The sequence below is a fragment of the Haloarcula montana genome, assembly GCF_035666295.1.
GTDB classification, from domain to species: Archaea; Halobacteriota; Halobacteria; order Halobacteriales; family Haloarculaceae; genus Haloarcula; species Haloarcula montana.
Map to the genome: position 1 here is coordinate 1340573 of NZ_CP142027.1, position 13963 is coordinate 1354535.

Genomic DNA, 13963 nt, shown 5'->3' on the forward strand with positions numbered 1-13963 from the left:
CGGCCGTCCACTCCATGGAAACAGTCGAGATCGCCGCCAGACTGCTGGCCGGAGTCGCGCTCATCCTGGCCAACGGCTTCTTCGTCGCCATCGAGTTCGCCCTGACCCGTGCCCGGCAGTTCACCGAAGACGAGTTCGTCGGCGACGGGAACCCCGCCCTGGAACGCGCCTGGGAGATGACAAACGACCTGGAGATCTATCTGACGAGCTGTCAGGTCGGCATCACCGCCTCCTCGATCGCGGTCGGTATCGTCGCCGAACCCGCGCTGGCGGCGATCTTCGAGCCGCTGTTCGCGGGGTCCCGCCTCGCTGGGATCGGTGTCGGTGCCAGTATCGCCTTCATCATCATCAACCTCGTCCACTTGACCCACGGCGAGCAGACGCCGACGTATCTGGGCGTCGAGCGCTCGCGGTTCGTCTGCCGGTACGGTGCGGCCCCACTGTACTGGTTCGCGAAGGTCATCTCGCCGCTGATCGCCATCGGCGACACCGTCGCCAAGTGGACGCTGGGACTGTTCGGCGTGGAGATGTCCGGCGCCTGGCTGGAGGCGGAGGTCGAGAGCATCGAGTCCCGCGCCGAGTTGCGGACCGAACTCAGTTCCATCCTCGAACGCGGTGATCTCCCCGAAGAACGCCGCGAGGAGATCCTGGCGGCGTTCCAGGTGGGCGACCAGGAAGTCCGTGACGTGATGATCCCCCGCGAGGAGATCGTCGCGCTGTCGACGAGCGACGACGACGAGACCAACGCCCGCCGACTCGCCGAGACCCCACACACGCGGTTCCCGCTGATCGGCGAGGACTTCGAGGAGTTCCTGGGGATCGTCTACGTCCCCGCGCTCGTCCGCGAGCGCGAGGAGCTGGCCGAGGACACCGGCCTGCTCGACGGGGTCGAGCTCGAAGCGGTCGCCTCCCCGCCGATGACGATGTCCGCGGACACGAGCGTCAGCGACGCGATCGACCGGTTCCAGGCCGAGCGCCAGGAACTGGCCCTGGTCATGGAAGACGGCGAGGTCGTCGGGATGGTCACCGTCACCGACACCCTGGAGGAACTCGTCGGCGACATCCAGGACCCCGAGGACGAGCGGGCCGGCGTGGAGTAGGCTCGAAAGTCGTCCGTCTCATCCCGTCAGCCGTCTCACTCCCCGCCCCGGACCAGCACGCCGACACTGCCGACGAGTCGGTCCGCGATGCCCTCGAAGTGGGCACTGGCCAGGGCCGCAGCCAGGACCGCGCCGACGGTGTTGAACACGAGGTCGTTGACGATATCGGTCGTCCCGTACTGGGCCAGCACCGCCTCGCCGCCGATCAGCGTCGCCAGCCCGCCGCTGGCGAACTCCATGATCTCCCAGGCGACACCGACCGCAAGGACGAACAGGACGACGAAGGCGGCGCGGAACCCGCGCGTGAACGAGACCGCGTGGGTGTGGCGTTCGACGCTGCGGGCCAGCGCGTAGCCGACGCCGGCGACGATGCTGGCGGAGAAGGTGTGTGTCAGGCTGTCGTACCAACCCAGCGACCCGTAGAGTGCGAACGCACCGATCGCGTGGAGCGTCGCCGCCAGCGTGATCCACAGCACGAGCCCGGTGTCCATCGCGTAGTCGTACTCCCGGCGGAAGACAGCGGGGAGGAAGGTGATCGCCAGCGGGCCGGCGCTGTTGACGGCCAGCGTCGCGTTGCCACGGGCGAGCGCGACCACGGTGATACCGACCAACACCAGTTGTAACGCCCGAACGACGGCGGTGTGTTGGTGGACAGCGCCGGGGAGGTCCGTGCCGGTATCGGCAGTGTCGTCGGCATCGTCAGTGTCGCCGCCTGTGGCCGACCGGAGCCGGTCGATCCGGTCGGAGACGTGGAAGTATCCGTCGAGGAGAACGCCGGCACCGATACCGACCGCAGTGGCGACGACCAGGTCCCACATGAGTTCGGTCTTCCCGCCGACGAAGGTCGTCCCGGCGACCGTGTCGACGAGCCACACTCCGACCGCCCACGCGCCCGCGGCGGCCATCGTGGTGACGACGACGAAGACCGCCGCGAACCGCGGTGTCATCGACAGCGAGGTGAAGGCGTCCAGGACGACGGCGACCAACAACGCGAGCGCGGCCGCGGCGACGAACGGCGTCGCCTGTGGGAGCGCGCCGGCAGCCCGGACCGCGACCGGAAGCGCCACAACGGCGAGCAGTTCGGCCGGGATCGTGACAGTCGGGTCGCGTGTCGCGACCGGGACGACGACGGCGACGGCGACCAGCAGTGCCGTAAACACCGCCCAGTCCGGTTCGCCGGCTCGCAGGAACTGCCCGACCGCGCCGACGAGACCGAGCGTGACCGCCCACGCGACGACCGCGTCGTACCGATGGGACGCCAGCAGTGACCGGAGCGATGACATCGCCAGCGGTAGCTCCCGGACGACAAAAATGGTTCCGTCCCCAGCTCGATCGGGGCACGAGGAAGGCGTTCCGACGACGAGGGTAACGTTCAACGGGGCGCGGGCCAGAGCGCCAGCTATGGACCTGACCGAGTACGTCCGGTCGGCGCTTGCCGACTACGCCGACACCCAGGGACTCGACCCCACCTGGCTCGACGAGGTCGGCGAGACCTACCGCGAGCAGGGGAATCTCACCCGCGAGCAGTTGTACGACGTGGCCTACGCGAGTTCGACCCGCAGCGCCTACCACGTGGAGAACAACCCCGACCGGCGGTGCCGGAAGGTCACCGAGAGCGTCGTCGCCGTCGACGGCGACTTCTCGAAGATACAGCTGCTCTCCGGGCTGTCGGGCTTCAAGGCACCGACGGCCTCGGCGGTCCTGACGGCACTGGACCCCGAACGTCACGCCGTCGTCGACACGCGGGTGTGGGCCTCACTGGACCGACTGGACTATCTCGACGGGCGGAAAGAGCGCTTCGACGCCGCGGACTACGTGACGATGATCGAGCCGATCCGGGAGATCGCCGCCGAAACCGGCTTCAGGGTCGACGAGGTCGGCTACGCCCTGTTCGCGGCCGACGTAGAGGCCCGCGAGGGGACGCTCCACTGAGCCGTCACGCCGGCGGCCGACGCCCGTCTGACGAGGGTATAAACCGATCGGGGACCTCCCATCGACCCGATGAACGAGGCGCACCTCGACCTCGAAGCGGTCGAACTCGAACTCGACGAGGAGTTGCTGGATGCGATCGACGAGAAAGCCTTCAAAGACCACCGCGAGAACCGCGACGCGGCGGTCAGAGACCTGCTCGACGAGTGGCTCAAAGCGCAGGACTAGAGCTCGACGGTTTCGCCGAGCGCGGGCGCGCTGGCCGAGAAGCCGTCCTCGCGTAGCTCCGCAGCGAACCCCCCACAGCGGTCGCCGTGGTTCACGAGGACCGGCGTGTCCCGGTAGGAATCCAGAAAGGACAGGAGTCCGTTTCGGTCGGCGTGTGCCGAGAAGTCGTGTTGCTCGACCTGTGCGCTGACCGGCATCACGCGGCCGTCCAGTTCCGCGCTCCCGGTCTCTAAGAGGTCCCGCCCGGGCGTCCCCTCGACCTGGTAGCCGGTCATCGCGATCTTGTTGGTCGGGTGCTGTCGGATCGCCGGGACGTAGGTCATCGCCGGCCCACCGGAGAGCATCCCCGAAGTAGTGATGATGACGGTGTTTTGGTCGGCGATCCGCCGGCGTTGCCCGTCCCGGCCGTCGACGAAGCGCGCGCTGGAGGTGGCGCCGGCCAGCGCGTCGGCGTCCCGCAGGAACGCCGGGTGTCGTTTGAGTTGGTCCGTCACCCGCTGGCCCATCCCGTCGACGTAGCAGTCGATGTCGTGGGCGGCACAGACCAGCATGATCTCCTGGGTCCGGCCGATGGCGAAGGCCGGGACGACGACGGTTCCCCCCTGCCAGACGGTCTGTTTGACGGAGTCGACGAACCGTTTTTCCACGCTGTCGCGAGCGTCGTGAGTCACGTCGGAGTACGTCGACTCGCAGACGACGGCGTCGGCCTCGGGCCGGGCCGTCGAGGGGGCGACGAGCCGTTGGTCGCCGGTGTGGAAATCACCCGAATAGAGCAGTCGCGTCTCGCCGTCGTCGATCAGCACGTGCGCGCTCCCGGGGATGTGGCCCGCGTTGTAGAAGGTGACCTCGTAGCCGGCCGCCTCGAAGGGCTCCTCGTAGCCGTGAGTCACCGAGGCCTGGGTGAGTCGGCGAACGTCGGTGTCGGTGAACGGACACCGCGGCGTCGAGCCGTGTAACTTGAGCGTGTCCTCGGCCAGCGTCGTCGCCAGCTCCCGCGTCGGCGGCGTCCAGTGGACCGGCGGGAGATCGCCACTCGACATCAGGGCAGGAACGGCCCCCGCGTGGTCCAGGTGGCCGTGCGAGACGACGACAGCGCCGGGATCGATATCACCGATCGGGTACTGCGGTGGTGACTCGCTGGCCATCCCGTAGTCGAGCAGCAGACTGGCGTCGTCGGACCCCGCCCGGCTGCCCGAGGAGCGGTCACCCCCGCTGACGAGGACGGCGCTACGGCCGATCTCGTCGGCACCGCCGAGAAACTGGACCTCCATCAGGACGCTCTAGTACGGCCCCGGGTTTCCCTCCGTCGGTTCGTCACCGGAAGAGGACCGTCGGACGCCGGGCGACCGCCTCGACGGTCTGGTCGTCGGTGATCGCTGGCAACCGCAGGGTCGCAACGGTCCCGCCCTCGTCGGTGATCTGGAACGACCCACCGTATCGGGTCGCCGTCCAGTTGACGAGCCACAGCCCCAGCCCCTTCCCGTGCTGGAGTTCGGTCTCCTCGCCGGTCTCGACGACACGGGCCTCCATCGGCGGGATGCCCGGCCCGTCGTCCCGGACCTCGATCTCGACCCACTCGCCCGCGTCCCTGGCGGTGATCTCGACCGTCGTCTCCGGCTTCGGGTCGTGTTCGAGGGCGTTGGTGACGAGTTCCTCGACGGCACGTTCGAGTTCTTCTCCGGCACAGATGTCGCGGTCGGTCCGGACGGTCACGTCCACCGTCGCCGCCGGATGTGCCTCCTGGAGGGGGGCCGCGGTCGCAGGAAGGAACAGCCCCGGATCGAGTCGGGTGGGACGGCGATCACGTCGCGCGTAGCTCTCCAGTTCGCGGGCCGTCTCGCTCAGGTCGAGGAGCCGATCGACCGGGCGACGGATGCTGGCCGCGACATCGGTGTCCGGGGGCGGGTCGTCGATGAACTCGGCGTACCCCTGGATGACCGTCAGTTCGTTCCGGAGGTTGTGCCGGAGAACGCGGTTCAACAGCCCGATAAGCCGCTCGCTGCGTTTGCTGTCGGTAACGTCCTGCTGGAACCCGAGGTAGTGGGTTACCTCCCCGTCGTCGTTCTCGATCGGCGTGATCGTGACCCGGTTCCAGAACGGCGACCCGTCCTGACGGTAGTTGAGGATCTCCGTAGTGACGGCTCGTTGCTCCGCGATTCCGGCCGCGAGCCGAGCGACATCGTCGGGATCGGTCTCAGGTCCCTGCAGGATTCGGCAGTTCCGGCCAGTGATCTCGGCCGGGCTGTAGCCGGTGACAGTCTCGAAGGCGTCGTTTGCGTACGTGATCGGGGTGTTCGGGTCGCTGGCGTCGGCGATCGTGATCGGGACCTCGGCCTCGTCCATCGCGCGGGTTCGGATTCGGAGTTGCCGCTCGCGCTCGCGGCGCTCGGTGATGTCGCGACCGACACCCTGAATCGCCGTGACGGTCCCGTCGTCGGAGATGGGCGTCGCGTTGACCTCGACGACGACCTCACTGCCGTCACGGTGTTCAAACGTCAGTTCGATGCCCTGGATCGACTCCCCGGCCAGGAGCGTGTCGAACGATTCCAGAGCGTCGGCGGTAGCGGCCGGGGTCAGATACGCCGAGAAAATGTCGCCGACGAGCGTGTCGGGGTCGTACCCCAGTACCCGCTGGACGGCCTTGGAAACGTACGTAAATCGGCTCTCCGTGTCGACTCGGAAGATGACGTCGAAACTGTTCTCGGCGATACCCTCGAAGCGCCGTTTCTCCGCCGACAGCTGTGCGGTCCGTTCCGTTCGCTCACGCTCGTAGGCCCGCTGCTCGATACCCCGGCCGACGAGCCGCGCGACCAGTTCGACGAACAGCTCGTCGGCCTCGGTGAAGGGCTCGTCACGCTGCTTCTCGTCGGCGAAACAGACGGTTCCGTACACCTCGTCGTCGGCGACGACTTTACTCCCGACGTAGGAACCGAGCCCGAACCGATCGTAGGCCGCGTCGGCGATCTCGGGTGCGGCCGCAGCGTCCTGAATGCTCAACTGTCCGTCAATTTCGACGGTCCGGCGACAGTATGCCTCACTCAGTGGACACTCCGTGCCCGGCCGGATCTCGGGGTGGTCGCCGACCGCCTCCTCGATGTACTGTCTCCCGTCGTCGATCCCCGTCAGAAACCCGACTGAGAGGTCCAGCCGCTCACAGCCGGCAGACAGCGCCGTCCTGACCGCGTCGCTGAGCGGACGACCCCGGTCGGCGAACGCTTCGTAGACACGTTCCCGGGCTGGTGCGGACGAGTTCGCTTCGGACGTACTGGAGGGGCTGATATCTGGCTGTAATCAGGGTTGTACGGATATGACTCTATGGGTCCGCACTGCCACGTCGGTGGCGATATCGGCGTGGGGAGTCGTCCACAGAGACAGATCACCAGTCGGGATCGGTGGATCGCCACACAAAACTGTGGGACCCGTCAACACGACGGTTGTGTCTCGGTACCGTAGTACCATAAACAATTATTATAGTCCAGCATCTACACGTAAACGTCATGGCGACAAGCCAGCAGACACCGACGACCACGTATCACACGTGCAGCTGCGGTGAAGCGTTCGAGAGCACGGACGAGCTTCTCGAACACGCACGAGAATCGCACGGGCTCAACGTATTCTGAGCCGGCTGGCTGGCGCCGATTTTTTCGGACCGTACCCGTCGAGCTACGCTTGTCGCTCGATGTCCGGCCGAACACTGAACCGCGTGTACCCCCCGTGAGAGAGGTCCAGCGCACCGAGCCACCAGTTCCACCGCTCGACCAGTGAGTACCCCTCGGGAGCGTCCGCGAGGTTGTCGACGACGGTTTCCGGTGTCAGTTCCGCATCGAAGTCGGCAGCGAACTGCCCACCCTCCGCCATATCGCGTGCCTGTCTGGCGACGACGGAGACGACCGCCTCCTCGGCGTCGAACGCCCCCCGGAGTTCCTCTTCGAGTTCAGTTCTGTCCACGGGTGTCAGTTGGTCCCAAGAGTCTTGAATCCACGGCCGGTCGCTGTGGCTACGCGTCATCCATCCACGTGCTGGCGAAAGAAACCGGCGAGAACGACCGGTCGTCCTGCTTCACGACTCACTACGTTCGCCGTTCCGCTACGAAGCGAACGCCTTCGCTTCGCTGCTCGCGGGCAAGGCCCGCTCGCTCGTTTCGAGAACCTCGCTGCGCTCGGCTCTCGCGTTAGTCGTCGGCCTCGCCTTTCTCCGCGGCTCCCGCGTGGTCGCCGCTTCGATTCGAAGCTTCGTGCGCTAGCGCTTACTCAGCTTCGCCTGCTTCACGGGTCGCCCTGCGGGCTCCCCGTTCCGCTACGAGGCCGACTCTCTCGCTACGCTCAGTCGTCGGCTTCGTCCTTCTCTGCGGGTTGGCTACGCCTCCCCGCTTCGGTTCGAGGCTTCGTGCGCTGGCGCTTACTCAGCTTCGCCTGCTTCACGGGTCGCCCTGCGGGCTCCCCGTTCCGCTACGAGCCCGACTCTCTCGCTACGCTCAGTCGTCGGCCTCGCCCTTCTCAATAGGCGCACCGACCAGGTTGCCCCACTCGGTCCAGGAGCCGTCGTAGTTGATCGTGTCGTCGTACCCCAGCAGTTCGTGGAGCGCGAACCAGGCGACCGAGGAGCGCTCGCCGATGCGGCAGTAGGCGACCGTCGTGGAGTCGCCGTCGATGCCGTGTTCGGCGTAGAGCGCTTCGAGTTCGTCGTAGTCCTTGAACGTCCCGTCGTCGTTGGTGACGGCCGCCCAGGAGATGTTCTGTGCGCCGGGAACGTGGCCGCCACGCTGGGCGGTCTCCTGGAGTCCAGGGGGTGCGAGGATCTCGCCGGAGAACTCCTCGGGCGAGCGAACGTCGACGAGCGGCAGTTCGCGCTCGATGGCGTTCTCGACGTCCTCGCGGTAGGCACGGATGGACTCGCGGGGACCGGAGGCCTCGTAGTCGACGGCGTCGAACTCGGGGACCTCGTCGGTCAGTTCGTAGTCGTTCTCGACCCAGTACTCGCGGCCGCCGTCGAGCAGCTTCACGTCGTCGTGGCCGTAGTACTTGAACTGCCAGTAGGTGTAGGCGGCGAACCAGTTGGAGTTGTCACCGTAGAGGACGACCGTCGAGTCCTCGCTGATGCCGTGGGCACCGAGCAGGTCCTCGAAATCGTCCTTCGAGAGGATATCCCGCGTTGTCTGGTCCTGGAGGTCTGTCTCCCAGTTGAACCCGATGGCACCGGGGATGTGGCTCTCGTCGTACAGCTCCGTGTCGACGTCGACCTCGACCAGCCGATGGGCCGAGTCGTCGCTCTGGAACTCGTCGAGATGCTCGCTGACCCAGTCGGCCGAGACGAGCACGTCGTTGGCGTATTCAGTCATAGTGCATCGAACCGTTAGTCCACCACACATATATTACTACGAGTGTCGGCAGGTACGTCCAGTCCTCCCTCGCACCGGCATATGTTGCCGTCATCAGCATGAGCCACTACAGCGTCGGCTCGTCGAAACCGGCAGTCGTCGGCGCGAACCACGAGCGGGCGGCCGGATATCGAGCTGTGGCGTGAGAGTGAATCACAGTGATAGTTTCGAGGCAGCTTTTGCTTCTACCTTCGACCGGGACCAATAGGAGTTTTCAAGCCGTCGGGGGCGATAACGGCCGATAATGACAGATATCGTCTCGGCCGACTGGGTCAACGACCGCCTCGACACGCTCAAGCTGGTAGACGTGCGGGACGCCTGGGAGTACGACGGACTCGGCCACCTTCCGGGAGCGGTGAACGTCCCCTTCGAGACGTTTCGGGCGGGCGAGGACGACAGCGACGGGATGCTCCCCACAGAAGGAACCTGGGCAACCCTCCTCTCGGAGGCCGGCGTCGGCGGAGACGACGAGATCGTCGCCTACGACGACCACCACGGCGTTTTCGCCGCCCGGTTCCTCGTGACGGCGGAGCTGTTGGGCCACGATCCGGACCGACTCCACCTGCTCGACGGCGACTTCTCGGCCTGGCAACGCTCCTTCGGGACGACGAGTGAGCCAACAGCCGTCGAGCCGGCGGACTACGCCGTCGATCCGCCGGACGAGACGCCCCTCGTCGGTCCCGAAGCGGTGTCGGCGGCGGCCGAGGACCCCGAGACCGTCGTCGTCGACACCCGCGAGCAAAGCGAGTACGCGGAGGGGCACATCCCGGGCGCGGTCCTCCTGGATTGGCGGGATCTGGTCGACACCGAGAGCCGCGGCCTGCTCCCCCGTGAGCAAGCCCTGGAACTGCTCGCAGCCGCCGGGATCGTCCCGGAGAAACGGATCGTCCTCTACTGTAACACGGCCCGGCGAATCAGCCATACCTACGTGGTCCTCCGGGAACTTGGCTTTCCGGAGATCGGGTTCTACGAGGGGAGCCTCACCGAGTGGGAGGCACAGGGGCGCCCGCTCGTGACCGGGTCCGAGTAGGCTACGAGAGCTGTTGTTGGGTCGGCGAACGATCCTCGGTAAGCAGGTGGATCATCTCGATCAGGAGGGCGACGACGACGGGACCGGCGATGAAACCCACGAGCCCCAGCGACAGCACGCCGCCGGTGAACCCGACGAAGTAGAGGCTCGCCGGCATTCCCGCGGTGTAGCGGGCCAGTCGCGGGCGGATGACCGCGTCCGGGAGGAACCCCACGAGGACGAGGCCGACGACAGTCACTAGGACGGCCCCGACCACGTCCCCCGCGACCACGTCGGCGACGGCGATCGCCAGGACGACGACGCTCGGGCCAACCACCGGGACGAACTGGAGGATGCCAGCGACGACCGCCAGCGCGAAGGCGCTCTGATAGCCGAGCGCGGCAAACACCGCCCACGCCATCAGAAAGGTGCCGAAGGCGGTCGCGGCCTGGAGGACGTAAATGGCGTACAGCGTCGACCGGAGCCGTCTGTGGAGGCGGTCGAGAATGTCGTGATACCGGCGCGGAATCAGCTCGTAGATCTCGTGTTTCGGCGCCGCCGGGCGCCAGAGGATGGCGTAGACCAGGATTGCGAACAACACCGCTTTCAGCGCCAGAATCGGCATCAGCGTCGCCAGCGTGACCGCGAATCCCTGGACGATTCCCCTGAGTGCCAGCAGGATGTCGGCGACGTTGATCGGGTAGGCGAACTCGCCGATCCGGAGCGTCAGCGTCGGCGGGAGTTGCTGGAGAAAGACAAAGAGCTCCCGGCGGCGAACGTACAACACACCGACGAGCGGGAGCGCGATGGCCGTCCCAGCGAGGAACGCGACGACCGTCGAGAGCATCGCAGCCACACGCTTCGAGAGCCCACGGTCGACGAGCCACTCCGAGAGCGGATAGAGGACATATGCGACCGTAATAGCGAAAAAGACCGTCGCCAGCACGCTCGACAGTAACCACGTCGCCAGCAGCACCGTCGCGACGAACAGGCCGCCGAGGACGTACGTCCGCTGTCGGGATCTCACGCTCGGTATTCGACGGGCGGGGAGAAAAGCGTTCCCGGCCTCAGCGGACGCCGACGGTGACCAAGGTCCCGTACTCGCGGTATCGTTCGACCATCGCCTCGCGGCGCTCCCAGTCCTCGGTCGGGAACTCGTCCGCGGGTGGAATCTCGATCTCTCGGTCCGGAATGTTGTCCTGGACGGCGACCGAGAAGTCGGCCTCCCGGAAGGCCTCTCTGTACTGACTGCGGTCCCAGCGGGTCATCGGAACGTCGATGAACGACTGCCACTCGTGGGAGTGGACGTTCTCCTCGTAGTAGTTGACCGCACAGTGGAAGGTCCCACCGGGGCGGATCACACGGGCGAGTTCGGCGAGTGTGGCGTGGGGATCGCTCGCGTAGTAGAACGCTTCCATCGAGAAGCAGTGGTCGATGCTGTCGGTCGCGAACGGCAGGTGCTCGAAGTCCCCGATCAGGTAACCGACCCGTGGGTCGTCGGTGTAGCCGGCGGCGTTGTGGGCCATCTCCGGGGAGGCGTCGATGCCGTAGGCCCGACCCGCGTCTTTCGTCTCCCTGAGCGCGCGGCCGGCGTAGCCGCTGCCACAGCCCAGGTCCAGCACCGTCTCGCCGGCCTCGACGGGCATCCGTGCCAGGACGTGTTTGGCGGTATGCCAGTGGCGGTCCTCCATCCCCCGGTCCTTGCCCGCGGCTGCCCACTCGTCGAACTCGTCGCTGACGCTCATATCCGGACCACCGCTTGCGAGCCAAAAACCGGTTGTGTTTCGGAAGCCGGGGCTCTCGACCCCGAGCGACTGACAACGATAGCCGAACCCGGTAGCGTTATCCGGGCTGGTGCCACAACGGGAGGATATGGCCCGACGACGCTATCGGATCGCCGACACCGCCCAGCAGGTCGTCGGGGGGTTCCTGCTCGCCGGGCCGTTCGTCGTCACCGAGGAGGTGTGGGTGCTCGCCACGAACATGAGCAACTACCACGCGGCAGTCGTGACGGCCATCGTTTTCGCGATCGGCTACGGTGCGCTCTACCAGGCCGACGCCGGCCGTGACATCGAGACCGAGGCGGAGGTCGCCGGCGTCCCGATCCGCTTTGTCTCCCTGATGATCGTCTCGTTCGGATCGGTGGCAACCCTTGCGCTGGTGTTCACTGCGCCCGAGACGTTCCTCGTCAAAAACGAGATCCTCCCGAACCCGACAGCGGAGCGACTCGCGGTGACGACGCTGAAGGCGACGGCCGTGGGTGCGATCTTCAGCGTCGTCGGCGCCGCGACCGCCGACAGCGTGTTCTGAGCGACCACAGACCCGCAGACTTAATGCAGGTCCGTCCGCTTTCACCGGCATATGGAGTATACGTTGGCGATCGACAACGCGCCCGATACCGTCCCGGGCGGGACCGGTATCCTCCTCTTGCACCCGAGTACCGGTGAGACAGACCGGATCGACACCGACTTCCTCTCGACCGACACCGACGCGATGTTGGTCATCTCGACGCGGACGACAGCACGGGAAGTCAAGCAGAAACTGGAGTACTACGAGGTCGACGAGGAGACCGCGACGATCCTCGATACCCTGTCGGTCGAACGTGGCTACACTCGCCGCCAGTCCAGTAACGTCCAGTACGTCTCCGCTCCCGACGATCTGGAGGGGATCGTCGAACAGACCGAACGGTTCCTACAAGACCACGACGGGAAACTCCGCGTGAGTTTCGACTCGGTCACGGAACTGATCTACTACGCCGACGAACAGCGCGCGCTGGAGGCAGTCGGCGACATCCTGGCGTTGCTTGCCGAGTACGACGCAGTTGGGCTGTTCCACCTCGCGGAGGAAGTCCACGACGCGGAGACGGTCGCGGCCTTCCGAGAGCAGTTCGACGGCGTCGTCGAACTCGACGAGGACGGCACCGTCACCAGCGAGTTCTGAACCCAGTGTGCCAAGTCCTACCAAAGCACCAACAATTAAGAGGGAATAGAACGTTCGTTCGGCTGTATGCCGGAATGCCAGAACTGCGGTAATTTTGTCACAGCCGCCTACGCGCGGGTATTCACACCGAATGGGGTCGAGAAGCCGCGAGTGTGTCCGCAGTGTGAAGACAAGATCCGGGACGGCGCCGACGTTCGCGAGGCGCGGTCGACGCGACGAGGATAGCGTCTGGGGTCACCTCCGACTGAGTCACCTCCAGCTGAGTCACCTCCGACTGTTTCTGTGGCCGCGTGGCCACATCGCTGTTTCTCGGTACACAGTGTGGAGACACCGACTGACCCGGGAGAACAAACGTTTTGTCGGCCAGCCACGACTCCGCGAGCATGAAACAAGGTGGTTCCGACGCGGCGAAACGAGCAGCCGGGGAGTCCGCAGCCGAGGCCGTCGAGGACGGGATGGTCGTCGGCCTCGGGACGGGAAGCACTGCGGCACACGCCATTCGGGCGCTCGGCCGACAGATCGACGAGGGACTGGACGTGACGGGAGTTCCGACCTCGTTTCAGTCCCGCCAGTTGGCCCGGGAGTGTGGCGTCCCGCTGGCCGAGATCGACGAGGTCGCGATCGACCTGGCGATCGACGGCGCCGACGAGGTCGCCGGCGGCGATCTGATCAAAGGCGGCGGTGCAGCCCACGCCAGAGAGAAGATCGTCGACGCCAGCGCCGACCGGTTTCTGGTGGCCGCGGACCCGACGAAGGAGGCCGAGACGCTCTCCGTTCCGGTGCCGGTCGAAGTCCTGCCGGCCGCCCGGACGACCGTCGCCGCGACCGTCGAGGAGCTGGGCGGGGAGCCACAGCTTCGGGCCGCCGAACGCAAGGACGGCCCCGTGGTGACCGACAACGGCAATCTCGTCCTCGACTGTGCCTTCGGCCCCATCGAGGACCCGGAACGGCTCGCCCGCGGGCTGGCCGACACCCCAGGTGTCGTCGAACACGGCCTGTTCGTCGGACTGGCCGACGAGATCCACGTCGGGACCGAGGACGGGGTCACCGTTCGCGAGCCGTAACCGACACACGGAGCAGCGTCACCAGGCCAGAGCCATCGCTAGCCGGGGTAGCGAAAGAAAGAAATGAGGTCGACCTTACAGGTCGCGCGGCTGGACTGTCTTGCGGTCGTTTGCCTCTGCGCGTCGGGCGGCGTCGGCGAGGAGCTCCTCGACTTCCTCGTCGAGTGCGTCGTAGAAGTCAGAGGCAACGTTCATGTCGTCGAGCGATTCCTTCACGGCGGCTTTGACAATCAGGTCTGCCATACAGTGATCCCATCCGAAGGGGGCGCTTAAATACTTTCCCCAATTATCCCGCTCTGTCCCCTATTCGCGGGGG

The 13963-nt window shown here is 66.1% G+C and carries 16 protein-coding genes; 8 read left to right on the forward strand and 8 right to left on the reverse strand.

Annotated features, from left to right (window positions below; all coding sequences use genetic code 11):
* Nucleotides 1–14: 14 nt before the first annotated feature.
* Nucleotides 15–1100 carry a hemolysin family protein gene (locus VJ109_RS06885; RefSeq protein WP_324760313.1) on the forward strand — a complete coding sequence of 362 codons (1086 nt, stop codon included), beginning with the start codon at nucleotides 15–17 and terminating at the stop codon, nucleotides 1098–1100.
* Nucleotides 1101–1135: 35 nt separating this feature from the next.
* Here VJ109_RS06885 and VJ109_RS06890 read toward each other — a convergent pair whose 3' ends face one another.
* Nucleotides 1136–2383 (reverse strand): DUF2238 domain-containing protein, encoded by a 1248-nt coding sequence (locus tag VJ109_RS06890; RefSeq protein WP_324760053.1) that lies wholly within the window; start codon nucleotides 2381–2383, stop codon nucleotides 1136–1138.
* A 118-nt stretch (nucleotides 2384–2501) separates the two neighbouring features.
* Here VJ109_RS06890 and VJ109_RS06895 point away from each other — a divergent pair, with 118 nt between their 5' ends.
* Nucleotides 2502–3032, forward strand: coding sequence for a hypothetical protein (locus VJ109_RS06895; RefSeq protein ID WP_324760054.1), 531 nt, complete (start codon nucleotides 2502–2504; stop codon nucleotides 3030–3032).
* A gap of 69 nt (nucleotides 3033–3101) precedes the next feature.
* Nucleotides 3102–3257 (forward strand): ribbon-helix-helix protein, CopG family, encoded by a 156-nt coding sequence (locus tag VJ109_RS06900; RefSeq protein WP_324760055.1) that lies wholly within the window; start codon nucleotides 3102–3104, stop codon nucleotides 3255–3257.
* On the opposite strand, the gene VJ109_RS06905 is transcribed toward VJ109_RS06900, so the two are convergent.
* From VJ109_RS06905 to VJ109_RS06920, 4 genes are all read right to left on the reverse strand, one after another.
* Nucleotides 3254–4528 (reverse strand): MBL fold metallo-hydrolase, encoded by a 1275-nt coding sequence (locus VJ109_RS06905; protein ID WP_324760056.1) that lies wholly within the window; start codon nucleotides 4526–4528, stop codon nucleotides 3254–3256. The genes VJ109_RS06900 and VJ109_RS06905 overlap by 4 nt on opposite strands.
* Before the next feature lie 43 nt (nucleotides 4529–4571).
* Nucleotides 4572–6536, reverse strand: coding sequence for a PAS domain S-box protein (locus VJ109_RS06910; RefSeq protein WP_324760314.1), 1965 nt, complete (start codon nucleotides 6534–6536; stop codon nucleotides 4572–4574).
* 384 nt (nucleotides 6537–6920) lie between these two features.
* Nucleotides 6921–7205, reverse strand: a complete 285-nt coding sequence (locus VJ109_RS06915) for a WNWW family protein (RefSeq protein ID WP_491745816.1) — start codon at nucleotides 7203–7205, stop codon at nucleotides 6921–6923.
* Between the two features lie 526 nt (nucleotides 7206–7731).
* Nucleotides 7732–8595 (reverse strand): sulfurtransferase, encoded by an 864-nt coding sequence (locus VJ109_RS06920; RefSeq protein WP_276179072.1) that lies wholly within the window; start codon nucleotides 8593–8595, stop codon nucleotides 7732–7734.
* Nucleotides 8596–8878: 283 nt separating this feature from the next.
* Between VJ109_RS06920 and VJ109_RS06925 the strand changes: the two genes are divergently transcribed.
* Nucleotides 8879–9664, forward strand: a complete 786-nt coding sequence (locus VJ109_RS06925) for a sulfurtransferase (protein WP_324760058.1) — start codon at nucleotides 8879–8881, stop codon at nucleotides 9662–9664.
* Nucleotide 9665: 1 nt separating this feature from the next.
* Here VJ109_RS06925 and VJ109_RS06930 read toward each other — a convergent pair whose 3' ends face one another.
* A complete protein-coding gene (locus tag VJ109_RS06930) occupies nucleotides 9666–10670 on the reverse strand; it encodes an AI-2E family transporter (RefSeq protein WP_324760059.1) in 1005 nt (334 codons plus the stop codon).
* A gap of 40 nt (nucleotides 10671–10710) precedes the next feature.
* Nucleotides 10711–11388, reverse strand: coding sequence for a class I SAM-dependent methyltransferase (locus tag VJ109_RS06935; protein ID WP_324760060.1), 678 nt, complete (start codon nucleotides 11386–11388; stop codon nucleotides 10711–10713).
* 127 nt (nucleotides 11389–11515) lie between these two features.
* Between VJ109_RS06935 and VJ109_RS06940 the strand changes: the two genes are divergently transcribed.
* From VJ109_RS06940 to rpiA, 4 genes are all read left to right on the forward strand, one after another.
* Nucleotides 11516–11953 (forward strand): DUF2391 domain-containing protein, encoded by a 438-nt coding sequence (locus tag VJ109_RS06940; protein WP_324760061.1) that lies wholly within the window; start codon nucleotides 11516–11518, stop codon nucleotides 11951–11953.
* 51 nt (nucleotides 11954–12004) lie between these two features.
* Entirely contained in the window at nucleotides 12005–12583 is a 579-nt protein-coding gene (locus VJ109_RS06945) for a DUF7090 family protein (RefSeq protein ID WP_324760063.1), read from the forward strand.
* A gap of 66 nt (nucleotides 12584–12649) precedes the next feature.
* The gene (locus tag VJ109_RS19525; RefSeq protein WP_419181080.1) at nucleotides 12650–12808 is read left to right on the forward strand and encodes a DUF7563 family protein; all 159 of its coding nucleotides are present in this window, start codon (nucleotides 12650–12652) and stop codon (nucleotides 12806–12808) included.
* A 158-nt stretch (nucleotides 12809–12966) separates the two neighbouring features.
* Nucleotides 12967–13647: a ribose-5-phosphate isomerase RpiA gene (gene rpiA / locus VJ109_RS06950; protein ID WP_324760064.1), complete on the forward strand. Its 681-nt coding sequence runs from the start codon at nucleotides 12967–12969 to the stop codon at nucleotides 13645–13647.
* 75 nt (nucleotides 13648–13722) lie between these two features.
* Here rpiA and VJ109_RS06955 read toward each other — a convergent pair whose 3' ends face one another.
* Complete coding sequence (locus VJ109_RS06955) at nucleotides 13723–13890, reverse strand: DUF1931 family protein (RefSeq protein ID WP_276179058.1); 168 nt, start codon at nucleotides 13888–13890, stop codon at nucleotides 13723–13725.
* Nucleotides 13891–13963: the final 73 nt, after the last annotated feature.

What these genes read in the sequence shown, in the direction of transcription:
- VJ109_RS06935 (WP_324760060.1), bottom strand. Translation starts at nt 11,388, where the DNA reads ATGAGCGTCAGCGACGAGTTCGACGAGTGGGCAGCCGCGGGCAAGGAC.
- VJ109_RS06905 (WP_324760056.1), bottom strand. Translation starts at nt 4,528, where the DNA reads ATGGAGGTCCAGTTTCTCGGCGGTGCCGACGAGATCGGCCGTAGCGCC.
- VJ109_RS06925 (WP_324760058.1), top strand. Translation starts at nt 8,879, where the DNA reads ATGACAGATATCGTCTCGGCCGACTGGGTCAACGACCGCCTCGACACG.
- VJ109_RS06895 (WP_324760054.1), top strand. Translation starts at nt 2,502, where the DNA reads ATGGACCTGACCGAGTACGTCCGGTCGGCGCTTGCCGACTACGCCGAC.
- VJ109_RS19525 (WP_419181080.1), top strand. Translation starts at nt 12,650, where the DNA reads ATGCCGGAATGCCAGAACTGCGGTAATTTTGTCACAGCCGCCTACGCG.
- VJ109_RS06940 (WP_324760061.1), top strand. Translation starts at nt 11,516, where the DNA reads ATGGCCCGACGACGCTATCGGATCGCCGACACCGCCCAGCAGGTCGTC.
- VJ109_RS06920 (WP_276179072.1), bottom strand. Translation starts at nt 8,595, where the DNA reads ATGACTGAATACGCCAACGACGTGCTCGTCTCGGCCGACTGGGTCAGC.
- VJ109_RS06885 (WP_324760313.1), top strand. Translation starts at nt 15, where the DNA reads ATGGAAACAGTCGAGATCGCCGCCAGACTGCTGGCCGGAGTCGCGCTC.
- VJ109_RS06955 (WP_276179058.1), bottom strand. Translation starts at nt 13,890, where the DNA reads ATGGCAGACCTGATTGTCAAAGCCGCCGTGAAGGAATCGCTCGACGAC.
- VJ109_RS06945 (WP_324760063.1), top strand. Translation starts at nt 12,005, where the DNA reads ATGGAGTATACGTTGGCGATCGACAACGCGCCCGATACCGTCCCGGGC.
- rpiA (WP_324760064.1), top strand. Translation starts at nt 12,967, where the DNA reads ATGAAACAAGGTGGTTCCGACGCGGCGAAACGAGCAGCCGGGGAGTCC.
- VJ109_RS06900 (WP_324760055.1), top strand. Translation starts at nt 3,102, where the DNA reads ATGAACGAGGCGCACCTCGACCTCGAAGCGGTCGAACTCGAACTCGAC.
- VJ109_RS06890 (WP_324760053.1), bottom strand. Translation starts at nt 2,383, where the DNA reads ATGTCATCGCTCCGGTCACTGCTGGCGTCCCATCGGTACGACGCGGTC.